This window comes from Bradyrhizobium sp. 21, from assembly GCF_023073335.1.
Taxonomy (GTDB): domain Bacteria; phylum Pseudomonadota; class Alphaproteobacteria; order Rhizobiales; family Xanthobacteraceae; genus Bradyrhizobium.
The window spans coordinates 165,523-190,003 of sequence record NZ_JADPJG010000003.1; the positions used below are offsets into that span (position 1 = coordinate 165,523).

21 protein-coding genes are annotated in these 24,481 nt (G+C 63.3%); 7 read left to right on the forward strand and 14 right to left on the reverse strand.

All coding sequences use genetic code 11. The features are described from left to right. Nucleotides 1–155 precede the first annotated feature (155 nt). The 4 genes from IVB31_RS05855 to IVB31_RS05870 all read left to right on the forward strand — a co-directional run bounded on the left by IVB31_RS05855 (nt 156) and on the right by IVB31_RS05870 (nt 4,378). Nucleotides 156–383: a type II toxin-antitoxin system ParD family antitoxin gene (locus IVB31_RS05855; protein ID WP_247319748.1), complete on the forward strand. Its 228-nt coding sequence runs from the start codon at nt 156–158 to the stop codon at nt 381–383. After that, nucleotides 380–3,517: a CheR family methyltransferase gene (locus IVB31_RS05860; RefSeq protein WP_247319749.1), complete on the forward strand. Its 3,138-nt coding sequence runs from the start codon at nt 380–382 to the stop codon at nt 3,515–3,517. The genes IVB31_RS05855 and IVB31_RS05860 overlap by 4 nt, the downstream gene beginning before the upstream one ends. After that, nucleotides 3,514–3,918, forward strand: a complete 405-nt coding sequence (locus IVB31_RS05865; protein ID WP_247319750.1) for a response regulator — start codon at nt 3,514–3,516, stop codon at nt 3,916–3,918. The genes IVB31_RS05860 and IVB31_RS05865 overlap by 4 nt, the downstream gene beginning before the upstream one ends. 262 nt (nt 3,919–4,180) lie before the next feature. Then, the gene (locus tag IVB31_RS05870; protein ID WP_247319751.1) at nt 4,181–4,378 is read left to right on the forward strand and encodes a hypothetical protein; all 198 of its coding nucleotides are present in this window, start codon (nt 4,181–4,183) and stop codon (nt 4,376–4,378) included. A 111-nt stretch (nt 4,379–4,489) separates the two neighbouring features. On the opposite strand, the gene ftsH is transcribed toward IVB31_RS05870, so the two are convergent. The 10 genes from ftsH to tolQ form a co-directional block, all read right to left on the reverse strand. Beyond that, nucleotides 4,490–6,412 (reverse strand): ATP-dependent zinc metalloprotease FtsH, encoded by a 1,923-nt coding sequence (gene ftsH / locus IVB31_RS05875; RefSeq protein WP_007596301.1) that lies wholly within the window; start codon nt 6,410–6,412, stop codon nt 4,490–4,492. 278 nt (nt 6,413–6,690) lie between these two features. After that, complete coding sequence (tilS, locus tag IVB31_RS05880; RefSeq protein WP_247319752.1) at nt 6,691–7,761, reverse strand: tRNA lysidine(34) synthetase TilS; 1,071 nt, start codon at nt 7,759–7,761, stop codon at nt 6,691–6,693. Between the two features lie 71 nt (nt 7,762–7,832). Next, nucleotides 7,833–8,879: a tol-pal system protein YbgF gene (ybgF, locus tag IVB31_RS05885; RefSeq protein WP_247319753.1), complete on the reverse strand. Its 1,047-nt coding sequence runs from the start codon at nt 8,877–8,879 to the stop codon at nt 7,833–7,835. 207 nt (nt 8,880–9,086) lie between these two features. After that, a complete protein-coding gene (gene pal / locus IVB31_RS05890; protein ID WP_247319754.1) occupies nt 9,087–9,575 on the reverse strand; it encodes a peptidoglycan-associated lipoprotein Pal in 489 nt (162 codons plus the stop codon). A gap of 292 nt (nt 9,576–9,867) precedes the next feature. After that, nucleotides 9,868–10,593 (reverse strand): hypothetical protein, encoded by a 726-nt coding sequence (locus tag IVB31_RS05895; RefSeq protein WP_247319755.1) that lies wholly within the window; start codon nt 10,591–10,593, stop codon nt 9,868–9,870. Nucleotides 10,594–10,784: 191 nt separating this feature from the next. Then, the gene (locus IVB31_RS05900) at nt 10,785–13,112 is read right to left on the reverse strand and encodes an EAL domain-containing protein (protein ID WP_247319756.1); all 2,328 of its coding nucleotides are present in this window, start codon (nt 13,110–13,112) and stop codon (nt 10,785–10,787) included. Between the two features lie 254 nt (nt 13,113–13,366). After that, nucleotides 13,367–14,716, reverse strand: a complete 1,350-nt coding sequence (gene tolB / locus IVB31_RS05905; RefSeq protein ID WP_247320367.1) for a Tol-Pal system beta propeller repeat protein TolB — start codon at nt 14,714–14,716, stop codon at nt 13,367–13,369. A 41-nt stretch (nt 14,717–14,757) separates the two neighbouring features. Next, nucleotides 14,758–15,717 (reverse strand): protein TolA, encoded by a 960-nt coding sequence (locus tag IVB31_RS05910; RefSeq protein ID WP_247319757.1) that lies wholly within the window; start codon nt 15,715–15,717, stop codon nt 14,758–14,760. A gap of 3 nt (nt 15,718–15,720) precedes the next feature. Beyond that, nucleotides 15,721–16,170 carry a protein TolR gene (gene tolR, locus IVB31_RS05915; protein WP_018453789.1) on the reverse strand — a complete coding sequence of 150 codons (450 nt, stop codon included), beginning with the start codon at nt 16,168–16,170 and terminating at the stop codon, nt 15,721–15,723. Nucleotides 16,171–16,213: 43 nt separating this feature from the next. Then, nucleotides 16,214–16,930, reverse strand: a complete 717-nt coding sequence (gene tolQ / locus IVB31_RS05920) for a protein TolQ (protein WP_007596319.1) — start codon at nt 16,928–16,930, stop codon at nt 16,214–16,216. 456 nt (nt 16,931–17,386) lie between these two features. On the opposite strand from tolQ, the gene IVB31_RS05925 reads away from it, so the two are divergent. Both IVB31_RS05925 and ggt read left to right on the forward strand, forming a co-directional pair. Then, nucleotides 17,387–17,905, forward strand: a complete 519-nt coding sequence (locus tag IVB31_RS05925; protein ID WP_247319759.1) for a DUF2231 domain-containing protein — start codon at nt 17,387–17,389, stop codon at nt 17,903–17,905. Between the two features lie 249 nt (nt 17,906–18,154). Next, nucleotides 18,155–19,891 (forward strand): gamma-glutamyltransferase, encoded by a 1,737-nt coding sequence (gene ggt / locus IVB31_RS05930; protein WP_247319761.1) that lies wholly within the window; start codon nt 18,155–18,157, stop codon nt 19,889–19,891. A gap of 13 nt (nt 19,892–19,904) precedes the next feature. On the opposite strand, the gene IVB31_RS05935 is transcribed toward ggt, so the two are convergent. Together IVB31_RS05935 and IVB31_RS05940 are read right to left on the reverse strand one after the other, a co-directional pair. Continuing rightward, complete coding sequence (locus IVB31_RS05935) at nt 19,905–20,615, reverse strand: SDR family NAD(P)-dependent oxidoreductase (RefSeq protein ID WP_247319763.1); 711 nt, start codon at nt 20,613–20,615, stop codon at nt 19,905–19,907. Nucleotides 20,616–20,645: 30 nt separating this feature from the next. Then, complete coding sequence (locus IVB31_RS05940; RefSeq protein ID WP_247319767.1) at nt 20,646–21,395, reverse strand: serine acetyltransferase; 750 nt, start codon at nt 21,393–21,395, stop codon at nt 20,646–20,648. 329 nt (nt 21,396–21,724) lie between these two features. Here IVB31_RS05940 and IVB31_RS05945 point away from each other — a divergent pair, with 329 nt between their 5' ends. Continuing rightward, nucleotides 21,725–22,894: an acyl-CoA desaturase gene (locus IVB31_RS05945; protein ID WP_247319768.1), complete on the forward strand. Its 1,170-nt coding sequence runs from the start codon at nt 21,725–21,727 to the stop codon at nt 22,892–22,894. A 190-nt stretch (nt 22,895–23,084) separates the two neighbouring features. Here IVB31_RS05945 and IVB31_RS05950 read toward each other — a convergent pair whose 3' ends face one another. Beyond that, on the reverse strand, nt 23,085–23,576 hold the full coding sequence (locus IVB31_RS05950; RefSeq protein WP_247319770.1) for a DUF2852 domain-containing protein: 492 nt from the start codon (nt 23,574–23,576) through the stop codon (nt 23,085–23,087). A gap of 120 nt (nt 23,577–23,696) precedes the next feature. Next, nucleotides 23,697–24,449, reverse strand: coding sequence for a TetR/AcrR family transcriptional regulator (locus tag IVB31_RS05955; protein WP_247319772.1), 753 nt, complete (start codon nt 24,447–24,449; stop codon nt 23,697–23,699). Between the last annotated feature and the right edge of the window lie 32 nt (nt 24,450–24,481).

The window sequence follows — 24,481 nt, forward strand, 5'->3', positions numbered from 1 at the left end:
GACCAAGCCCTAGAGTGGAAAATCTTGAGGCTGTTCAAAGCATCTCCTCGGTGCCGACGTCGCCTCGTGAGGTGGAACTTTCCGGGTCGGGCGCGCTTCTTGACAAGGTCTAGTTAGCTGCGAGGGTAGCAGACGTTGCCACCCCAGGAGCTCCGATGCCGAGCAAGCACACGCTCAATGTTTCCCTGACGAACGAGTTCCTGGGCTTCATATCCCAGCAGGTGTCGTCCGGCCGGTTTCGAACGTCGAGCGAAGTTGTTCGAGCGGCGCTTCGACTTCTGGAAAAGGAAGCAAATGGCTCATCCCTCGTCCGCCCGGCGCATCCCGTAGCTGGTACCGCAAAAGCTAAAAAATCGGCATCCCGGCGGAGCCTGAGAGTATGAGCGCCGACGGACCATTTCCAATTGTCTGCGTGGGGGCATCGGCCGGGGGCATCGAGGCTCTGGAAGGGTTTTTCCGAGGTTTGCCCCCCCAGCCAGCGCTTGCCTTGGTTGTCGTGACCCATCTGAGCCCGGACAGAGAAAGCCTGCTTCACGAAATTTTGGGCCGCTACACGGACATGCCGGTCGAGGTTGCCGCCGAGGGGATGGAGGTTCTAAACAACCACGTCTATGTCATGCCGGCCAGTGCCGTTCTCAGCATCGAGAACCGCCGCCTCGTGCTTCGGAAGAGCAACAACCGCCGTGGACGAAAGCCGATCGATGTTTTCATGAGCGCTTTGGCGGTTGATATCGGCGAACTGGCCGGTGGGGTGATTCTGTCAGGAGGGGATTCGGATGGAACACTCGGCGCGAAAGCCATTAAGGAGCGCGGTGGAATAACGTTGGCCCAGGTACGCGATGGCTTCGGCCCGCAACACCCGGACATGCCGGATGCAGCCATCTCCTCTGGCTTTATCGACTTCGCCGTCCCGGCGGAAGAGATGGGACCAAAGCTCATTGAATTTGCTCGCGGGAACGACCTGTTTGAGCAAATGATGAAGGGTTCTCCACACAAGGAAGATGATCCAACGATCGCTCAGATCTTGCCCGAGATTTATGGCATCTTGCGGAACCAGATTGGTCACGATTTCAGTGGTTACAAGACAAAGACGTTCGTACGCCGTGTGCAGCGCCGCATGCAGGTGACCCAGCTCAGCTCGGTCGAAGCTTATGTGGAGCACCTCAGGCAGGAACCGACAGAGGTCGGCGCCCTGTTTCGCGATCTGCTCATCAACGTCACAAATTTCTTCCGGGACGAGGATGCTTTTGAGAGTTTGGCAAGCGCCGTCATTCCAAAAATATTCGAAGGACGCGGAGCAGACGAGGCCGTACGCATCTGGGTGCCGGGCTGTTCAACGGGCGAGGAAGTGTTCTCAATCGCGATCCTGGCGCGCGAACACATGGATGGGCTGAAGGCGGTCCCTAGAGTACAGATTTTTGCGACGGACATCGACGAACGAGCGCTCAGTGTCGCACGAATGGCCAGATATCCGGGCGCACTCCTCGAGAGCGTCTCGCCTGAGCGACGAAAGAGGTTCTTCATCGCGGACGGGGGCAGCTTTGTCGTCTCGAAGGACGTTCGAGAGCTATGCATCTTTTCGCCGCACAGTGTTATTCGCGACCCGCCGTTTTCAAAAATCGACCTTGTGTCATGTCGGAACCTGCTCATTTATTTCGGCACCGACGTGCAAAACCAGGTCATCCCGACCTTTCACTACGCACTGCGTCCGGACGGTTATCTTTTCCTCGGGTCGGCAGAGAATGTGTCGCAATTCGAGGAGCTTTTTTCACCGATCGAGAAGCGTCACCGGGTCTTCCGCCGTCGCTCCGACACAGCTCCAGTTTTTCGGCTTCCCATGGTTCTACAAGGCCTCCGCCCGGGCCAGACTTCGGAGCTTGCCGCGCGCCGGTCCCCGCTTGCAGGACTCGGTCTGCGCCAGGCGATCGATGAACAAGTCGTCGAGCGCTATGCTCCGCCGCATGTCGTGGTCAACCACGATGGCGATGTCGTCTATTATTCGGCGCGTACCGGAAAATATCTGGAAGCTCCGGCCGGCGCCCCCACGCGGCAGCTTCTAACAATGGCGCGTAAAGGATTACGTCTTGATCTGCGCGCCTTGTTTCGAGAGGCGGTCGAGACGGGAAAAACGGCAACCCGCACCAGTGTTTCCCTGGATACCGAGGAGGGCGGCGTTCAATTCGTCAATCTCACAATAGAGCCTCTGGCAAACACGCCCGCCGGGGATGGTCTTTATCTCGTCCTCTTCACTGATCAGGGCGCCGTGCTCACTGAAGAGGAGGCGCAAACCAACGCGCAGATCGGACGTGACGGAGCGGTTGCTCTTACGGAGCGGGAGCTCCGCGAGACCCGCGATCGACTGCAGTCCATGATCGAGGAATACGAAACAGCGCTTGAGGAGTTGAAATCCTCCAATGAAGAGCTGGTTTCGGTAAATGAGGAGATGCAGTCGACGAACGAGGAACTCGAGGCTTCGAAAGAAGAGCTGCAATCCGTAAACGAAGAACTTCATACCGTAAACGCCGAGCTCAGCGGCAAGGTCGATGCGCTCGATCGTGCAAACAACGACCTCCAAAATCTATTTGAAAGCACCGACGTCGCAACTGTGTTTCTCGATAAAAGCTTGGTCATACGTAGTTTTACACCGGCCGTCACCAAGGTATTCAACATACTTCCGACCGACAGGGGACGTCCGATCACTGATCTCTCGAGCCGGCTGAATCTCGTCGATTTTGCGGATGACCTTCGGCGGGTATTCGCCGGCGCGGCGCCGCTCGAGAGGCGCGTGAGCGCCGATGAGCGCGGCCCCCATTATCTGGTGCGGCTCGCGCCCTATCGCGACGGCAATCACGGCATCGAGGGCGTCGTCGTGACCTTCATCGATGTAACCAGCCTGACCTCTTCCGAAGCGAAGCAGCGCATACTCATTGCCGAGCTGCAGCACAGGACACGCAATCTCTTATCGATCGTTCAATCCCTTGCTCAGCAGACTTTGGGCAAAGGTGGATCGCTCAAGGCATTTTCGACCCGGCTTGCAGCGCTCGGGCGCGTCCAGAGTCTCGTCGGCGGCACCATGACCGATCATATCGATCTAAACGATATTCTCCGCCTGGAGCTGCAGGCGGTCGGCGCCGCCGACGAGAAGGTGTCGGTGTCCGGACCGACGGTGCCTCTGGGCTTCGAATTGGTCCAGACATTTGGCCTTGCTCTCCATGAACTAACGACGAACTCCGTCAAGTACGGGGCTCTCAAAGATGGCCAGGGCCAGCTCGACGTATCATGGAGCGTTCAAAGCAACGGCCATGGGACGTCCACGCTTTTGCTGAACTGGAAAGAAAGCGGGCTTACGGGACTTTCCGAGCCTTCACACCGAGGCTTTGGACGAGAATTGATCGAACGAGCCCTGGCATTCACTCTTCGGGCCAGCACGAAGCTTTCGTTCAGCGAGAATGGCATCTCCTGTCGCATTGAGCTGCCACTGCCGGCATCGGAAGCGCTTGAGGATGTAGCCGAGTGACAGATGCGGACACGAAACTGAGGGGTCGCCGGATTCTCGTGATCGAGGATGACTATCTGCTGGCGCAGGTCTTGATCGATTTCCTCGAGGAGGCCGGGGCGGAGATCGTAGGCCCTATCGGCTGGGTCGAGGAAGCGCTTGCCGCTATCGACAATGGCGAGATCAATGTTGATGCGGCAGTGCTGGACGTCAATCTTCACGGAGCCAAGTCCTACCCGATAGCGGATGCTCTCGCGGAACGGTCTGTGCCTTTCGTGTTCGCCACTGGCTATGGTTCGGATGCCCTGGACGCATCATATTTGGATCATCCGAGATGCGAGAAGCCGTTTGATCAGTCCATGTTGGTAGCACTCCTGAACGATATTCTTTCAAAGAAATGCACCGCAGGAATGCGCACCTAGCGACCTTAGTTCAACTTGCGGCGGAGCTTCTCGGCAATCTCTCGTTGCCCGTCCGCGTACTCTTCAGCGGCCTTCCGGGCTTGCTCGTGGGCGACGGCTTGTCCGGCTCCCCGTCTTTGGGCGGCTTCTTTTCCATGGAGCGGCCTGGCTTGCAAAACCGGTCTCTCCATGAACTTTTTTAACCTAGGTTAAAGACGCCGCACTATTGGCAGGTGTCATCTGACTGACCGCGTTCAACCGGCTGGAAGTCCGGAGGTAAGTCATGCAGCGCCGTCGATTCAAACAAACCGTTCCGCTCGAAGAACGTCTTGCGGACGAGGCAAAGCGGTTACGCGAGAAAGCCAAATCGCTCCCACCCGGCCCAGCCCGCGAAGACCTCATCCGCAGAGCCAGACAAGCCGAGACCGGATCTCACATGAGCGAGTGGCTGCGCTCGCCAGGCTTACAGCCGCCGAAGTAACTCTGAATCTTGATCCAGCCTTACAGTTAGGAACCTGGCCGTCTCCGCATTACCGCCAATAAAAAACGCGGCGTCGCCGCCGCGTCTTTCAATTCATTCTGCCGCTCGCGCTTACGCCTGCGGCTGCGGCTCCAGGCCGGGATCCGGATCGGGCCGCGGGCGCGACTTGCCGGCCGGGGGCACGGCAGAGGCGCGCGGCGTAGTCGGCTCGAGCACGGATTCGCGGTTCGGCTTCTTGCCCTTGAGGAGGTCGATGATCTCGTCACCGGACAGCGTCTCGAACTCGAGCAGTCCCTTGGCGAGCGCCTCGAGGTCGGCGCGCTTCTCGGTGAGAATACGCGTCGCTTCGTTGTAGCCTTCTTCCACGAAACGCCGGATTTCGGTGTCGATCTTCTGAACCGTCGCTTCCGACGCATTCTGGGTGCGCGACACCGACATGCCGAGGAAAACCTCGTCCTGGTTTTCGCCATAGGACACGGTACCAAGCGCCTCGGACAGACCCCAGCGCGTCACCATCATGCGCGCCAGACGCGTCGCCTGCTCGATGTCGGATGACGCACCCGAAGTCACCTTCTCGCGGCCGAAGATCAGCTCTTCGGCGACGCGACCACCCATCATGATGGCGAGCCGCGAGGTCATCTGCTCCAGCGACATCGACAGCTTGTCGCGCTCGGGCAGCTGCATGACCATGCCCAGCGCACGACCGCGCGGAATGATCGTCGCCTTGTGGATCGGATCGGTCGCGACGACGTTGAGGCCGACGATGGCGTGGCCGCCCTCGTGATAGGCCGTCAACAGCTTCTCTTCCTCGGTCATGACGAGCGACTTGCGCTCGGCGCCCATCATCACCTTGTCCTTGGCCTCTTCGAACTCGGCCTGCGTCACCATCCGCTTGTTGCGACGGGCGGCGGTCAGGGCGGCTTCGTTGACGAGGTTCATCAGGTCGGCGCCGGAGAAGCCCGGGGTGCCCCGCGCGATGGTCTTGAGGTTGATATCGGGGGCCAGCGGCACCTTGCGGACGTGGACCTTGAGGATCTGCTCGCGGCCGACGACATCCGGATTGGGCACCACGACCTGACGGTCGAAGCGGCCGGGACGCAGCAGCGCGGGATCGAGCACGTCGGGACGGTTGGTCGCGGCGATCAGGATCACGCCCTCGTTCGCCTCGAAGCCGTCCATCTCGACCAGCAACTGGTTCAGCGTCTGCTCGCGCTCGTCATTGCCGCCGCCGAGGCCGGCGCCGCGGTGACGACCGACGGCGTCGATTTCGTCGATGAAAATGATGCAGGGCGCGTTCTTCTTGGCCTGCTCGAACATGTCGCGGACGCGGCTGGCGCCGACGCCGACGAACATCTCGACGAAGTCAGAACCCGAAATGGTGAAGAACGGCACGTTGGCTTCGCCCGCGACCGCACGCGCGATCAGGGTCTTGCCGGTGCCGGGAGGGCCGACCAGCAGCACGCCGCGCGGGATACGGCCGCCGAGGCGCTGGAATTTGCCGGGGTCGCGCAGGAATTCGACGATCTCCTGCAGGTCCTGCTTGGCTTCGTCGACGCCGGCGACGTCCTCGAAGGTCACGCGGCCATGAGCTTCCGTGAGCATCTTGGCGCGCGACTTGCCGAAGCCCATGGCCTTGCCGGCGCCGCCCTGCATCTGCCGCGACAGGAAAATCCACACGCCGATCAGCGCGATGAAGGGCAGCCAGGAGACCAGCAGCGAGACGAACCACGGCACGTTGTCGCCGGGTGGCTTCGCGGTGATCTGGACCTTGCTGTCATAGAGACGCTTCACCAGCGTCGGATCGCTGGGCGCGTAGGTCTGGAAGCTCGAGCCGTTGGTGAAGGTGCCGTGGATGTCCGGCCCCTGGATTACGACGTCGCGCACATTGCCGCGGTCAACCTCGCTCAAGAGCTGGGAGAAAGCGATGTCCTGCGAGGAGGCGCGCTGACCCGGATTCTGGAAGAGCGTGAACAACGCCAACAGCAGCAAGACAATGATGACCCAGAGGGCGAAATTGCGCAGATTGGCGTTCATCGATCTTCCTTCGTGGTCGCGCGGATCGCGGCCTGATCCTTGGGCGGTATCTTGGGTAGCTGCTTGGGCAGTGCGAGGAAATCCCCAAGGAATCCTCTTGGTTAGACGCATACAATCTAGGTGCCGCCCCGGTCGCTGCCAAGGGAACGAGATGGGACTATTTATCCCATCTTAGAGCGATTCCCGCTGAAATAATGGCGGTCGGACCGGGGTTTTTTCCGCCTGGTTAAGGTGACCTGACGCCGCGCGGCCGAAACGGCCGGTGTCATGGTCCGCGCTTAGCTCTCCTTGCGCCGCCGGGCCGGCGCCGGCGCGATGTGGATACGGCCCCCGGCAAGGCTGATCAAGGCTCCCGCAAGCGTCTGCTTCAGCACCGGCCGGCCATTTGCCCCTGCGCGCCCTGCAGCCATACGTCCTGCAAGCATGGCCTCATCGAGCGCGGCCATCAGGGTTTCGACCTTGCCGAGTTCCGCCGGCCCTTCGTGGCCGAAGGCATTGACGGCCCGCAGCAGGAGCCGCAGCCGGACCTCCTCCGGCAGGACGGCAAAGCTCGAGGCTTCGAAGCTACGACCGGTCGCCTGCGGCGCATCGCCACGCGCCCGGAGTTGAAGGAAGCGCTCGGCACCGTCGACCATCACCTCGACAGCCGCATTGGCGCGCGCCAGCCGCGCCGCGAGCCGCACCAGAGTGCGGGCATCGCCGCCCTCGGCCGCAAGCTGCGGCAGCAGCGCGCGCAGCCGCGGCCGGGTAAAGTCGGTGTCGCGATTGGTGGGATCGTCGGCAAAGCCGATCTTCGCCCGCTTCAAGGTCGCGATCAGCTGCGCCTTCGGCACATCGAGCAGCGGACGCGCAAGGATGACGCCGTCGCGTGCCGTGAGACGGGCCATCGCCGACAGCCCGGCAAGTCCGCTGCCGCGGACAAGACGCATCAACACGGTCTCGGCCTGGTCGTCGCGCGTGTGGGCGATCAGCACATGGCTCGCACCGGCGGCACGCGCGGCGTCCGCAAGCAGGCGGTAGCGAGCTTCGCGCGCAGCGGCCGGCAGTCCCGTCTTCGGCTTTGCGCCGCGCCAGCGCAGGGTCCGGTGCGGCAAGCCAAGCCCGTCGGCCAGCCGCTTGACCTCGCGCGCCTCCCGCGCCGCCTCCGGCCGCAGGCCGTGGTCGACGGTGATGACAAGAAGACGAGGACCGCGCGCAAGGCTGCGCTGCCAGCGCGCCGCAAGCCACATCAGCGCGACCGAATCGGGCCCGCCGGAGACCGCGAGCACCAGTGCCGGCGCGCTTTTCAGGCCGGCGAAAAGGCGCTTGGCCTCACGCGCAGAGATCGGAGAATTGTCGTCGTCTGACATGACGCTGCCCAGCAATCGCCAGACTGTTTAGCGCAGCGCCGTTCGGATTGTCAGGGCCTGGACGCCGCGGATCAGCACTTCACCCGCTTCTGCTCGCGGTCCACGGCGGCTTTGACGCCCGCGGAGGCGCGCGGATATTTGCGGCCGATCTCGCCGAAGGCGGCGCAGGCGGCCTCCTTCTCCTTCAGCGCGGCCAGCGACTGGCCGAGCCGCAGCAGGGCATCGGGCGCCTTGGCCGATTTGTCGTATTTGGTGGTGACGGCGAGGAAGGCTTCCGCGGAGTCGCGATATTGCTGGCGCTGGAAGTAGCTCTCGCCGAGCCAGTATTCCGCGTCGCCGAGCAGCGGGTCGCTCGGATATTTCTGCGCAAAGTTCTTCATGGTCTGCTCGGCGAGCGCGTAGTCCTTGCGCTGCATGTAGCCGATGCCGAGGTCGAATTCATCGCGCGGAGTGGCCGACGGCGGCAGGGTCGCAAGGCCGGTGCCGCCTGATGGCGCGGGAGAGGCTGATGGGGCCGGCGGATAGCCGGGCTGCGCGGCCGGGGGCGCGGCCTGCTGCTGATAGCGAGGGCCGGGGCTGGCGAGATCGATCGGCTCGCCCGCGCCGCGGCCGCCGGGAGCGCCGGCCGGCATCGGCTGTTGCCCGCCACCGAGCGCGCGCGGCGCACCAGGGGCGCTCGGGTTCTGATTAGGATCGAAGGCGTCGCCGCGGCGGCGCGTGCCAGGTGCGCCGGGCGCAGGCTGCTCCTGAACGATCGGCGCGGGAGAAGCGATCTGCGGCTGCTCGTAATTCGGCTGGGCCGGTTGCTGTTGCGGCTGCCGCTGGCGATAGGCCGGCGCGGCTTGCGCGGGCGGCATGGCCGCGACATTGGGCTGAACCGGGGCCTGGCCGGGCGCAGCTTGCGCGCCGCCCTCGAGCGCCCGCAGGCGCTCTTCGAGTTGCCGGTTGCGATATTGCAGCTCTTCGTTCTGGCCGGTGAGCTGGCGCAGCTGGTTCTCCAGCCGCTCGATCCGCATCTCGGGGTCGCCATCATCGGTCTGCGCGAGTGCGGGCGAGCCGAAAGCGAGCAGCGCGGCGATCGCCACGGTGCCGGAAAAGACCTTAAATCTGGATGACATCTTGCCCTGACGACGAAAGCGAAATGGCCTGCGACGGAACAGTCGACGCGCCACACATTGAAGGGGAGTACGCCAAAACTGTGACTGGAACAAAGGGGTTTGTGTCACAGATCGCTGAAACGAAACCGGCGCCCGAGAGGGCGCCGATATCATCGGTTTCTGAAGATGAACGGCGCCTGACTGACGTGTCAGGGACCTGACTGATCGTCAGGAGCTCGCGTTCAGCACGGTGACGGCGCGGCGGTTCTGCGACCAGCACGAGATGTCGTTACAGACGGCGACCGGCCGCTCCTTGCCGTAGGAGATCGTACGCATGCGGTTCGGATCGATGCCGCGCGAGGCGAGGAACGAGCGCACCGACTGCGCGCGGCGGGCGCCGAGCGCGATATTGTATTCGCGGGTGCCGCGTTCGTCGGCATGACCTTCGACGGTGAAGCTGTAGCGCGGATAGCTCTGAAGCCACTGCGCCTGCTTCTCCAGGGTCACGATCGCCTGCGGGGTCAGATCGGTCTGGTCGCTTTCGAAGAACACGCGGTCGCCGACATTGACGACGAAGTCCTGCTGGCTGCCCGGCGTCGCCGCGTTGGCCATCGCATCCGTGGCAGAGTTCTTGTTGGCGCAGGCGCCCATCGACAACGCGACGGCAAGCACCGCGACCAGCTTCAATCCCTGGAGGATACGCATAGGATGTTTCATTCCGGAGCCTCCACGCTCACGTTAGTCCACTGCTGTCCGGTCTACAGGGGGTTGGTTAAGCGAACGTTCCGTCAACCTTGACGGAACCTTGCCCCAGCCGGTCAAATGCCCCCAACCGGCGAAAAGCAAACGTCATGGTTAATGGGTTGTAAATGTGGCGCGAGGGTGAAGGCAAGCCGCGCCGGCCGGCAAAAGCGCCCGCTTTTGCTGGAATTTTAGGCCCGAAGTTGGTGTAAGGCGGAGAGAGTCCCCCGCCGAAAGGGGGCGGCTTCAGGCCATGCCGGCTCCGGCCTCAGGCGTGGACGGCGTCCGCCACCAGGGCCGTCCGCTGCGGGACCTGGCGCTGCCCGCCGCGCCCGAACAGCATCCGCCGCTCGAAGGCGGTGGACCGCATGATCGGATAACGCTCGAACACCTTCTTGCGGAAGGCCGGGAAGTCCGCCGCCATCAGGCCGAACGGCTTGGTGAGTCCCGGAACCAGCCGCGGCTCGGCGATGGTCTCGTGCAGGAACACCCGGCGGTAGAAGGCCTGATGCTCGGGACGCACGATCGCAAGGCCGAGATCGGCGTTGAAATGTTCGCACGCCATGTAGGCCAGGCGTGTCGTCAGATAAGGCAGTTCCGGAACCCGCTTGACCTGGTCGGGATCGGCGACGAAGCGCGTCGGGTCGATCATGACCTCACCGCGGTCTAGCCGCGGCAGCAGAACATCGGGGAAAACGTCGGCCGAGGTGGACTCGCGCCATTCCGAGGTCAGCACGCTGATGCGCACCGAGCTGCAGAGCTCGCCGTGGAGATAGACGCCGAAGGTCCACGCGTTCGGCAGCTCGTCATAGCGATCGGTGACCCGTGCGTCGGCGGATTCCTTGACGGCGCCTTCACGCAGATAGGCGCGGTAGCGGAGATTGTAGATCTCCTCCTTCTCGGCAGCCGTCTCTGCGAGATGATAATCGACATCGGTGAGGAGTTCCGCCCCTCGTCCAACAGCCGAAATGACCGCTCTGGCCGAGGACTGCATTCCAACTCCTTACCCACCGCTCACGACGCGCGGCCCAAGGCAAACTCCGAAGGACAACCTGCGCGCGCGCGACGATGTATTAACAGCTCCTTAACAAGTTTGCAAAGCAATCGAGACGTTAGGGTTAACCTCCCGTAGGACTACGGTGCCTGGCAACAGACTGAAACGACAGGAAATTTAGCGACGCGGCGTCACGCGGAGCGCGAGCCGACGACCTGGAGCAGGCTCTCGCCGCGCCGTCCATGGGAGGCGTTGAGGAGCTGGCGCATCCGCACGGCGGGCACCGGACGGCTGAACAAATAGCCCTGCGCCTCGGAGACGGTGCCGTCGGCGCTGATCAGCTCGAGCTGCTCGTTGGTCTCGATACCCTCGACCACGACCGCCATGCCGAGGTCGGCGGACAGCCGCGCCACGCCGCGCAGCAGCGTCAGCGGCCGGTCGGTGTCGATGCCTTCGAGGAAGGAGCGGTCGATCTTCACCTTCTGCATCGGGAAATTGTGCAGATAGCTGAGGCTCGAATAGCCGGTGCCGAAATCGTCGAGCGAGATGCGCACGCCGAGCGCGTGCAATTGCGACAGGATGTCGTGCGTGAGCTGTGTGTTGCGCAGCAGCGAGGATTCGGTGATCTCGATCTCGAGCCGATGGGCCGGGAGCCCCGAGACCTCCAGCGCGTAGCGGATTTCGCTCAAGACGTCGCGCTGGTGGAATTGCTGCGGCGAGAAGTTGACGGCGACGCTGACGCCGTCCGGCCACTTCATGCATTCCATGCAGGCGCGGCGCAGGATCCAGCGGCCGAGATCGACGATCAGCCCCATGTCCTCGGCGACCGGGATGATGTCGACCGGCGAGACCGTGCCGCGCACCGGATGATTCCAGCGCAGCAGCGCCTCGCAGGTAGTGATCTTGCCGGACTTCAGATTGACCAGCGGCTGGTAGAACAGCTCGAACTCCTCGTTGGCGAGCGCCTTGCGCAAATCAAGCTCGAGGATACGGCGCGCCTCGACGGTCGCCGCCATCTCGTCGCGGAAGAAGCAGAAGGTGCCGCGGCCGTCGGCCTTGGCGCGGTACAGCGCCATGTCGGCGTTCTTGAGCAGCGTGTCGGCGCTGATGCCGTCCGGCGAGGTCAGCGCGATGCCGACGCTGGCGCCGATCTCGACCAGATGATTGTCGATGCGGTAGCGCTCGCTCAGCCGCTCGACTATCCGGCGCGCCAGCGCAGCGGCGTCCTCGGGCGAGGCGATGTTCTGCTGGAACACGACGAATTCGTCGCCGCCGAAGCGGGCGACGAAATCCTCGGGGCGCAGCATCTCGCGCAGGCGGTTGGCGACCGCGCACAGCAGCTGGTCGCCGCAGGGATGGCCGAGCGTGTCGTTGACCTGCTTGAACTGGTCGAGGTCGACGAACAGCAGTGCGGAGAGCCGCTCGGCGTCGTGCGAGATCGCCAGCAGCCGCTCGATCTCGTCGCGGAAGCTGACCCGGTTGGGCAGTGCCGTGAGCTCGTCATAGCGGGCGAGATGGGTGATGCGGGCTTCGGCGTTGGTGCGTTCAGTGATGTCTTCCAGCAGCAGCACGGTGCCGCCGCCGGCCATCGGCTGGAACGTCCAGGCCAACGTGCGGCCGCGCGACGGATCGGGATCGGCGGTGACGATCTCGCAGATCCGCGCATGCTCGATCTCGGCCAGGATCTGCTTGCCGCTCTCCACCAGGATCGACCGGGCGGCGACGCAGGCCGAGACGATGTCGGCGGCGGAGGCGCCGCGCTTGACCAGATCCTCGGGCAAGGCCGTCAGCTCGCCGAAGCGATGGTTCATCACCGCGAGGCGGCCGTCGTCGCGAAACATGCACAGGCCATGCGGCATGTTGTTGAGCGCAGTGTCGAACTGGCTTGCGAGCGCGGATTCGCGGAAGCTCGAGGTCAGCGCCTTGACGAAGATCGCATGCAGGCTGAGGTTGATGTTCTTCAGGGCGATGAAGAACAGCCCGAGCAGGATTGCGAGCCCGATATAGTAGAACCCGCCATGCAGCATCAAGGCGAGCGACATCGGACCGCAGGCGAGCGCGACGTGCCACTGGATCACCCTCGGCTGACCGTAATTGCGGGCGGCGCCGCCGGCGGTGTAGCCGACCGTGACGGAGACGCAGAGCATGTTCGCGACCGCGTCGTCGTTGTTGAAGATGACGACGAAGCACCACAGGCCGATGACCGCGGCATAGACGAGCGCGCCGGCCCAATAGCGCGGCTCCAGATGCCTGGCCTCTTCGAACGTCAGACCCGGTATCCGGTTCTCGTAGCGCCGCATCTGAAACGCGCGCGCGGTGCCGATGGCGATGATCAGAAATGCAATCGGCCAAAGCAGGACGTCGCCGGTCTTCAGCGCAGTCATCACCGCAGCCACGGCCGTAGAGGCCGAGCCGAGGAAAATCGCCCAGAAATTCTGCACCATGGAGTTGATCAGAGCGGCGTAGAGTATCGGCTCCAGCTCGTCTCGATCGCTCTGCTTCTGGTCGGCCAGCTGCATCGGCTTGTTACGCGTCCTGTTTGGCGCGTACTGTTACCCAGCCCAGATGAAGCCTTTCTGAGGGAACATCGTTAAAGTCGGGTTGTTTTTCGGCAATAGCGAACCCGTTTCCGCTGAAATATCAAGCAACTAGGCAAGCATTGCCGAGCACAAGGTGAAGGAAAGCTTGCTTTCCCCACCAGACGCGAAAAAATCGGCGCGTTTTTTCGGAAACATCGCGCCTCTCGGCACGCAATATCTTAGCCGCTTTGATCTTAGCCGCCTTGTGTCGAGGACAAGAGCGGCGACCAGGCCGGGTCGGAGGCGAAGCCCGGCGTCGGCACCTTCAGTTCGTTGCGGCCGGAGATGTCGACGGAGAACAGCGACGGCCCGCCGCTGCCGCCGGGATCGCGGAAGAACATCAGCACGCGGCCGTTCGGCGAGAAGGTCGGGCCTTCGTTGTGAAAGCCGGAGGTGAGCAGCCGCTCGCCGGAGCCGTCCGGCTTCATGACGCCGATCGAGAACTGGCCGCCGCCCTGCCTGGTGAAGGCGATGTAATCGCCGCGCGGCGACCACACCGGCGTCGAATAGGTGGCATTGGTATCGTCCTTGGAGAAGGAGATGCGCTGTGCCGCTCCGCCACCCGCCGCCATCACGTAGATCTGCGACCTGCCGCCACGATCGGATTCGAAGCAGATGCGGGTACCGTCCGGGGAGTAGGACGGCGAGGTGTCGATCGCCGGAGTGTCGGTGAGGCGCGTGGTCGAGCGCGAGCGCAGATCCATCACGAACAGGTTGGAATTGCCGCCCTGCTGCAGGCTCATGATGACGCGCTGGCCGTCCGGCGAGAACCGCGGCGCAAAGCTCATGCCCGGGAAGTTGCCGACGGTCTCGCGCTGGCCGGTCTCGATGTTGAAGAGATAGACCTTCGGATCGCCCTGCCCGAACTCCATGTAGGTGATCTCTTGCGAGTTCGGCGAGAAGCGCGGCGTCAGCACGAGATCGGAGCCGCGGGTCAGATAGCGCACATTCGCGCCGTCCTGGTCCATCATCGCCAGCCGCTTGACGCGGCGCTCTTTCGGCCCGCTCTCGTCCACGAACACCACGCGGCTGTCGAAATAGCCCTTCTCGCCGGTCAATTTCTCATAGATCTGATCGGAGATGATGTGGGCGATCCGGCGCCAATATTCGGGCGACGTGAAATATTGCTGGCCGGCGAGCTGCTGACCGGTGACCACGTCCCACAACCGGAATTCGGCCTTCAGCCGCCCGTCCGGCTGCCGCGTCATGCGGCCGGTGACGAGAGCCTGCGCATTGAGGGTCTTCCAGTTCTCGAATTGCGGCGAGACGTCGATATTGCTGATGCGCTCGATGAAGGCGGCCTGGTCGACCGGGGCAAACAGGCCCGAGCGTTTCAGATTGTTGGTGATGACCTGCGTGACGCCGTTGCCGACGTCACCGTCGGCGGGCGAGCCCGGCACGAAATTGGTGATCGCGATGGGGATCGGCCGGAATTCGGTGGGATCGATGCGAAGGCGCCCCTGCGGGGTCTGGGCAAAGGCACGGCCGCCGCCGAGTATCGCAAGCGTCGATCCGGTCAGGGTCATGAAGCGGCGGCGGTTCATCGATCGGACGTCATTCATCGCAAAATTCTTTTGTTCGGATGTCACAACATATCTTTCAGGCCGAAAGTCATCGGAATGAGCTTCCAGCTCTCGTACTGCGGCTTCGGCATGAACGAGTAAACCTGGCACTGCACGATGGCGCGCTTGGCGCTTTCAGCTATGGCCTGGGCGATCGACCGGGACGGTCCCCTCACCCCGACGATGATCGGCTCCGCCGCCAGCGATCCATCGATCTTCATGGGAATGTCGATGTCAGCCTCGTACTGGTCGGCGTCCTGCCCGTTATAAGTGGGCGTGAAGCAGCGCTTGACCGCACCCTGGAACGCACCGCGCCAGGTCGCCACGTTGTTAGCGGCTGTTCCGGTCGTCGATCCCAGCGAGGCCGACGCATTCAGTGCCGCGCCGCCAAGCTCGTGGCGGGTCGCGGCGCGCTTGTCGAGGTCGCGCTGGATCTGCGCGGGATCGAAAGAGCGCTCCTTGGGCTTGGGCTGCTGCGGCGGCTGCACCGCCGCGACCTTTTGCTCCGGCGGCTTGGGCGGCGGCTTCTTAGTCTCCAGCTTTTTCTGGAGCTCGGCGATCGGATCTTCCTTGGCCGGATCAGGCTTCTTTTCCTGCGGCTTCGGCTCTTCCTTCGGCTTGGCCTCGGCGACCGGCTTGGGAGGCTCGGGCTTCTTCTCGACCGGCTTCTCGACGGGTTTTGGCGGCGGCTCGGGCGTCGAGTTGGTCTTGATCAGCTCTTTCTTCTCGGTGACCTTGCCGACGGCATCTTCCTCGGGCTTGGCTTCCGCGATCTTCTCGACCTTCGGCTTCGGCTCTTTCTTGTCGCCGGTCTTCTGCCCCGACATCATCTGCGCGAGTTGGTCGGTGGAGATGATGTCGATCGGCAGCGACTCTTCCGCAGGCACGAAAGCCCTGCTGCTAAAGGTGACGAGCCCCCATCCCAGCACGAGGACGTGGAGGGCAATCGACGCAACGAGTGTCTTGTCGACCTTCACCTTCACGGGCTACCCCTGATCCGCTTCCGTGACGAGCGCCAGCTTCTTGAATCCTGCGCCGGACAACTGGCCCATCACCTTGGCCACCGTCCCGTAATCGGCCTTCTTGTCGGCACGCAGATAGATGCGTTCCTCAAGCCCTCCGCGCGCGTCCGTGATCGCCTTCAGCTTCGGGATCAGTTCGTTGATCGCGATCTCGGCGTCGTTGATGAACACCTTGCCCTTGATGTCCACTGACATCTGGATCGGCTTCTGGTCGTTGTTTTCGAGGCTCTTGGCCTGGGTCTGCGGCAGGTCGAGCGGCACGCCGACCGTCAGCATCGGCGCCGACACCATGAAGATGATGAGCAGCACCAGCATCACGTCCACCATCGGCGTGACGTTGATCTCGGCCACGACCGGCTTGCGCCGGCCACGGCGCCCACCGCCTCCGGACGAACTCGCAACGTTCATGCCCATGGTCTGGTGCCCAAATTGCCCTTCATACTATACATGCCGTCCGTCAGCCCCGCTCGTCGATCTGGCGCGACAGGATGGCTGAAAATTCGTCGGCGAAGCCTTCGAGCCGTTGGGCCTGCCGGTTCACCTCGGAGGTGAACTTATTGTAGAAAATAGTGGCAGGAATGGCGGCGATAAGGCCGACGGCGGTCGCAAACAGCGCCTCCGCGATACCCGGGGCCACCACCGCCAGGGAAGTATTTTTCGACGCCGCGATCGACTGGAAGCTCGACATGATGCCCCAGACGGTGCCGAACAGGCCGACGAACGGGCCTGCGGAGCCGACGGTGGCGAGCACCAGCAGCCGGCGTTCCAGCCGCTCGACCTCGCGGGCGATCGAGACATTCATGACCTTGTCGATGCGCATCTGAAGGCCTGCGACCGAGCGGGCCTGGCTCTCGAACGAACGCTTCCATTCGCGCATCGCCGCGACGAAGCAGGCCGCCATGGAATGGGTCGGCTTGGCTGAGAGCGTGCGATAGAGGTCCTCGATCGACTCGCCGGACCAGAAGGCCTGTTCGAAACGGTCCATCGAGCGGCGGGTGCGGGCAAACAGGAAGATCTTGTCGATGGCGATCGCCCAGACCCAGACCGAGCAGGCGAGAAGCCCCAGCATCACCGCTTTCACGATCCAGTGAGCCTGCCAGAACAGCGCGATCAGCGACACGTCCGCGGAAGCGGCAACCGGAAGGGCTGACTGAGCCACGTCGGCCGGATTCATAAGCAGTATCCTCTCAAGGCGATCGTTACCTCATGTCCCGGCCGGCAAATGGCCGCCGGTTCCCCAATAGCCGCGCTAGAACCGGCGCGGCCGGCAAGCTCGCTCAAAGCCTTGTCTTTCTGGGGTGCAGGGCTCGTCCAAAGCCGGCCGTCTGCATTCCCTGCCAAGATGTCAAAACTATGGGCCCCGACGACAGCTCCGGGCGCGATTGTCCGCCCTTACCAGAGCCCGGCGTTGGTTAATGCGAGGTTACCACGGGCGAATTTGGCGCCGGGAAAGGTAGCCGGTGCAGGCGGTTGGAGGGTAGTCGGTGTTCCGGACGCGCCGCCACCTTCGCATTGCGGCGCAGAGCCCAAAAAGCCACGCGCGACCACGGGGAGCCGGCCGCAGTCCGGAGGAACCACCCTTTGCGCGGAAAATTATTCCGAAAATCACCTTTCGGCGCGAGGTTTTGCCATGACCGTCAACCCCAAGACGACCGCCGCGATCGGCGATCATCCGCTCCACCCCATGATCATCCCATTCCCCGTCGCCTTCCTGGTCGGCGCGCCCATCGCCGATCTGGTCTTCATCGGAACCGGCGACAATTTCTGGGCCCGGGCCGCGATGTGGCTGATCGGCGCCGGCATCGTCATGGCGCTGGTGGCTGCCGGAGCCGGCTTCACCGACTTCTTCAGCGAACCCCGCATTCGCCGGCTCAACGATGCCTGGTACCACATGGTCGGCAATCTCGCGGCGGTCGTGCTGGCCCTGGTCAATTTCTACCTGCGCTATGCGCAGGGCGCGGAGGCTGCGATCAAGCCGTGGGGCGTGGTGCTCTCCCTGATCGTGGTCGGCATCCTGCTGTTCACGGGATGGAAGGGCTGGGAGATGGTCTACCGGCATCACGTCGCCGTGCTCGACGCTCCGGGTCAGACCAGTTCGGAGCCGGTCACGCCGCATCATGGCGGCGAGAGCCACCGCCGCGCCGCCTGAGGGAATTGCGCATCGCCGAGTCCGCTCGGCGTCGTGCAACGCCGTGCCTACCACTTCTCCTTCGAGGTCCGCACGTCGAGTTCGAACGACCAGGCGCTCTCCGGGAGGCAGGTCGGCCGTCCTCTCTTGGTTCGGGCTTTGCTCAGAAGAATCGGAGGAGCAGGATGTTTTGCCGGACGAGCGCAACCTGTTAGGGTGTGCCCTCGATAGAATAGAGCCGGAACCAGCGGCCCTCCCAGGGAGCCTTCCTTGTACAATCCAGCAACAAGCGCGCGGTGGATCGCCACCGCGATCGTATCGGTCAGCTTCGTGGCGTTCGGCCCCGCGCACGCGGCGTCGGTCGCGCCGGTCGCCGCCGAAAACGGCATGGTCGTCTCCGCGCAGCATCTGGCGACCGAGGTGGGAGTCGAGGTGTTAAAGCGGGGCGGCAATGCCGTCGATGCTGCTGTGGCCGTCGGTTACGCCCTCGCCGTCGTCTATCCGGCAGCCGGCAATCTCGGCGGCGGCGGCTTCATGACGATCCAGCTCTCCGACGGCCGCAAGACCTTCCTCGACTTCCGCGAGACGGCGCCCAAGGGCGCGACTGCCAACATGTATCTCGACAAGGATGGCAACGTCATAAAGGGCATCTCGACCAAGGGACACCTCGCCGTGGGCGTTCCAGGATCGGTCTCGGGCATGGAATATGCGCGCGAAAAATACGGCACCATGAAGCGCGCCGACCTGCTCGCCCCCGCGATCCAGCTCGCCGAACAAGGCTTTGCGCTGGACCAGGGCGACATCGACCTGCTGCGCACGGCGACTGACGATTTCAAGGACGATCAGGCATCGAGCGCCATCTTCCTCAAGAACGGCCAGCCGTTCGACGTGGGCGATAAGCTGGTGCAGTCGGAACTCGCCAAGACCCTGCGCGAGATCAGCGGCAAAGGCACCGACGGCTTCTACAAGGGCTGGGTCGGCAACGCCATCGTGGCGTCGAGCCAGGCCGGCAAAGGTCTGATCACGCAGGATGACCTCGACAATTATAAGACCCGCGAGCTCGCCCCGGTCGAATGCGACTATCGCGGCTACCACGTGATCTCCGCGCCGCCGCCGAGTTCGGGCGGCGTCGTCATATGCGAGATCCTGAATATCCTGGAGGGTTATCCGCTGAAGGAGCTGGGCTACCACTCGGCGCAGGCCGTGCACGTGCAGATCGAAGCCATGCGCCACGCTTACGTGGACCGCAACAGTTACCTCGGTGATCCGGACTTCGTGAAGAATCCGCTCGATCGCCTCCTCGACAAGGATTACGCGACCAAGATCCGCGCCGTGATCGATCCGAACAAGGCTGGCGTCTCCAAGGACATCAAGCCGGGCGTTGCGCCACATGAGGGCAGCAACACCACGCACTATTCGATCGCGGACACGGATGGCAACGCTGTATCGGTGACCTACACGCTGAACGACTGGTTCGGCGCCAAGGTGACGGCGGCCAGGACGGGGGTCCTGCTGAACGATGAAATGGACGACTTCACCGCCAAGGTCGGGGTGCCGAACCTGTATGGCCTGGTGCAGGGCGAGGCCAACTCCATTGCTCCCGGCAAGCGGCCGCTGTCCTCGATGAGCCCGACCATCGTCACCAAAGACGGCAAGACAGTCATGGTGGTGGGGACGCCCGGCGGCAGCCGCATTATCACGGCGGTCTTGCAGACCATGATCAACGCGATCGATTACGGCATGAATGCGCAGGAAGCCGTCGACATGCCACGGATCCACCAGCAATGGCTACCGGACCTGACCAACGTCGAGAACTATGCCCTATCACCGGATACGCAAAAGATTCTGGAAGGCATGGGCCACAAGTTCGGACCGCCGCAGCCGGCCAACCACCTGGCAGTCATTATCGTCGGCGCGCCGTCACTCAACGGCAAGCAGGTCGGCAACAACCGCTACTATGGCGCCAATGATCCACGCCGCAACTCGGGCATGGCTGCGGGGTATTGAGAGAAGCGGAGTGTCACCACTTCTCCTTCGACGTGCGTATGTCGAGCTCGAACGACCAGGCGCGTTCGGGCTGGCGGTAGAGGAAGGCGAAGGCATCGACGATGCCTTCGATGTCGATCAGGCTGTCCTGGCGGCCGGCGGCATCCGGAAACCGCGCAAAAATCTTGTCGCCGGCGATCGCGCCGTCGACCACGACATGGCCAACATGGATACCGTCGGGCGCGTATTCCTTGGCCATGGCCTGCGCCAGCGTGCGCAGCCCCGCCTTGGATGCGTTGAAGGCGCCATAGCCGGGGCGTCCGCGCAGCGAGGCGCTGGCGCCGGTGAAAAGCAGCGTTCCCGTCTTCTTCGGCGCCATGCGGCGCACCGCCTCGCGGCCGAACAGGAAGCCGCCAAAGCAGACCACGCGCCAGGCCTGCTCGAAATAGTCGGCCTCCATCTCGATGATCTTGCCGGGCGTGTTGTTGCCGGCGTTGTAGATGGCGAGGTCGAGGTTTTCGCCGGCGGCATCGAACAGGGCTGCGATGTCTCGCTCGCTGGTCGCGTCCGCAACGACAGGGACGGCCGCGCCGCCCGCCCTCTCGATATCGCCGGCGACCATCTGCAACGCGGACAGCGTCCGGCCCGCGACGATCACCTTGAGTCCATCGGCCGCAAAGCGCTTGCAGAGCCGGGCGCCGAGCCCGCGGTCCGGTCCGACGCCGATCACGATTGCCGTTTTCATTCGCACGTCTCCTGGGAACAGATTGATGGCTCAAGCCACGGAGGCAGGTTCAGGGCAGTTGGTCAGTCGCGCCGGATTCCCGACCGCCGTGCAGCCGCCCGGCACGTCTGACGTCACGACCGTATCGGCGCCGATCTTTGCGAAATCGCCGATCCCGACGTCGCCGAGAATTGTCGCGCCGGAGCCGATGAACACGCCGCGGCCAATGCGCGGCGAGCGGGTCGGCAGTTCACTGCCACGCCCGATGCTGACATTTTGAAGAATGGTGGCCTCATCGCCGATCACCACATTGGCTCCGATCACGATGCCGGTAGCGTGGTCGAGATAGACCGAGGATCCAACGTGTGCTGCCGGATGGATGCTGACCTGCAGGACGTTCGACGCCTCGTTCTGAAACAGTAGCGCCGCGTCGCGATGGTCATGATGCCAGAGCCAGTTCGAGACGCGCCAGGCCTGGAGCGCGACATAGCCTTTGAAATGCAGGAGCGGCGGCAGCAGGCCGGCGATGGCGGGATCGCTGCGCACGATGGCCCGCAAGTCGCGGCCGGCCGCCTCGATCAGATCCGGCTGGCCGCGAAAGGCGTCCCGGGAAAATGTCGTGAAGCGCGCGCGTTCGGCGGCGCGGCCGCCAAGCCGGCGCCCGATCAGGTCGGCCAGAGCAGCGGTAAAATCGTCATGGGCGAGGATGAGGCCGACAAGAGCCTTGCCGAACAGCGGATCGGCTTCGGCTGCGCGCTGCGCCTCGTCGCGGATCTCCTGCCAGAGGTTTTCGCTCGCCATGATCGCCCGCTTCCGCCATCGGTGCCGCCTGCGGTGTTTTGACGCTTCTTCTCACCGTCGGATATAGGCCGTCGGCAGTCCGCGCGCCACGCTCCCCGTGAGGCTACGAGCTTGCATGCCAGGCAGCCGCGATCATATATAGTCAGTCAAGTTCCCGGCCGAAGCTTTGGCCTCAGGTTGGCCTTGCTGCGTACTCTTTGCCAGCGTTGTCCGGGCAAAGCATCTTTAGTCCTCCGGTGGTCCACCATCCGCGGATTTTTCGTACGCGGCGGCCCTTGGTGCTGCCGAAGCGAATCCCGAGTCCCCGTCATCCAAGGTCACGCCAATACATGTCGCCCAACGCCCCCGCCCAAGATCACGACCACCACGACGACATCATGTATCCGTCCGCCCTGCCGTTCCTGCTGGTCCATCTCGGCTGCTTTGCTGCCATCTGGACGGGCGTCACCTGGCAGGCCCTCGCGATCTGCGGGTCACTGTATGTCGTGCGCATGTTTGCGATCGGGGCAGGCTACCACCGCTATTTCTCGCATAAGGCTTTTGCCACCGGCCGGGTGTTTCAATTCATCCTGGCCTGCCTTGCGCAGAGCACCGCGCAGAAGAGCGTCTTGTGGTGGGCGGCCAAGCATCGGCACCATCATCTGCATTCCGATACCGAATTGGACGTGCATTCGCCGCGTCAGCGCGGCTTCCTGTACAGCCATCTCGGCTGGATTTTTTACCGGGAGCACGACGAGACCGACCTCGTGAAGGTCGGCGATCTCGCGGTCTATCCGGAACTTGTGTGGCTGCATCGGCTGGAACTCCTGCCGGCCTTTGTGCTTGCAGCGCTCTGTTTCCTGGTTGCGGGGTGGTCGGGTCTGGTCGTTGGCTTCCTGTGGAGCACGGTGCTGGTCTATCACGCGACCTTCTGCATCAATTCCCTCGCCCATGTGCACGGACGCAAGCGCTACGTGACGGGCGATGATTCCCGCAACAACTGGCTGCTGGCGTTGTTCACCATGGGTGAGGGCTGGCACAACAATCACCACGCCTACCAGAGCAGCGTAAGACAGGGCTTTTACTGGTGGGAAATCGACGTGACCTATTACATCCTGAAGGTTCTGTCCTGGTTCGGAATCGTCTGGAACATGAAGTCGCCGCCCGAACAGGTGCTACGCAACGAGCAGGCACTCGGCGCGCGGGTCATCAATCGGGCGGCCCGCGAGCTTGCCGGACGATTCGATGCTCACGCTCTGGCAGACGCAATCTCGTCGGCGCTGCGCCGGGCCGATCCGGCTCAGCTGCAACTGCCAACGCTGCACGACATTCTCAATCGCGCCCATGAAGGCGTCGATGCGCTGACGCATCTGCATCTGCCGAAGATTCCGAGCCGAGACGAGTTTCTCGCCGAGGCGAGGGCGATGTTCGCGCGAACGCGATCCCTCAACGAGATCGTGGATTACGCCTACGAACACTTCCTGGAATCGGTTCGTACGCAACTCGTCACGGCGCGCTGACCGAGTCTCTCTGGACCAAGACTCTCCAGAGCAAGACTTTCCAGACCAAGGCAATCCAGACGGTTGTGGCGGCCTGCCGCGCATTCCCAAAGCCAAACCGCCCGCCTGCGGGTTGCGCAGGCGGGCGGCTCGGGGCCATCAGGACTTTGGGGGCATGCGCCTGAAGGCTTTGAGAGGTGTCAGTCCTAGATCAGCCTTGCTGCTGGTCGGTCGGCGGCGGGGTTGGGCGCGCCTTGTGCTGGGACATGAACTGGTCGAACTCTTCCTTGTCCTTGGCGTGACGCAGACGGTCGAGGAAGTTCTTGAACTCGACCTGCTCTTCCTCGAGCCGCTGAAGAGTCTCGGTGCGGTATTCGTCGAAGGCGCGGTTACCGCTCGAAGGCGGGCCGAACCCGAAGCCAAAACCGCGGCGCTCCATGTGGCCGCGCATGCGGTCCATCTTGTACTGCATCCGCTCCATCTTGTTCTGCCAACGGTCCTGATTGCTCCAGCACGACATTCTTCTGCTCCCGAGTGTGAAAAAGAGAAGGGCAAGTCCGATCGGCCACCAGATGATGAAGCCGAGGATGGTCACGGCGATCCAGCCGGGATGCCAGGGCGTGTCGAGCATGCGGGGACGCTCGTAGTGTTGGTGTTGGTCTGAGGAACCGCGCCATCGATTGACATCAGCGGTGTAGGCCATTTCCATCTCCATGACGGCATCAGCGCCGTTGTGAATGTAAATAACATTTACATAGCTAAATCATCCCGCGATTTTGTCAAGCCGGCCGGCCAACAGGGCCGCGGAATTATTTGCGCAACTTTATTTCGGCTTGCCCCAAGGACCGCCGGGAGTGCCGCCGGGAGGCACGCCAGAACCGGAGGACGCCTCCGGTGGCACCGGCGGCGGCTCGGCGCTTTTCGCAGACGAACTGCGATCGGTCGGGAAGCCGAGACCGCGCAAATAGATCAGCACTTCGGCTTCGAGCAGCTCATCCGGCGACATCGGCAGTTTTCGCCGTGCCGCATCGCCACGCGAGAACAGCGAGGCCACGCCGTGCGCCATCGACCAGATGTGCAGCGCCATCATCATCGCTGGCGGCCGCGGCGCACCGGGCGGCGCAAGTGCCGCAAGCCGCTCGGCGGCGGCTCGAATGACGTTGAAAGCACGTTCGCTGGCGGCCTGGAGCGCCGGATTGGCATCGATCGGGAGGCCAGACTCGAACATCGCGTTGTAGAAAGCCGGCTCCTCGCGGGCGAAGGCGAGATAGGCTCGGCCGACACGCTCGAACGCGGTGACCGTATCGGGGCGGCCGTCGTCCCAGGCCGCGGTCAACCGGGCCTCGAACTGCTCGAAGCCGCGCTGCGCGATCGAGGACAGCAGCTCGTCGCGATCGCGGAAATGCCGGTAAGGCGCCGCCGCGCTGACGCCGGCCATGCGCGCGGCATCGGCGAAGGTGAAGCCGGCCGCACCCTTCTCGGCGATCAGCCCGAGGGCAGCCTGCAACAGGGCTTCCTTCAGATTGCCGTGGTGATAGCCGCGCTCGGCGCGGCGCTCTTCCTTGCGCCAGCTCATGTGAACGACTTTTACATGAGCCGTGGGTGAAG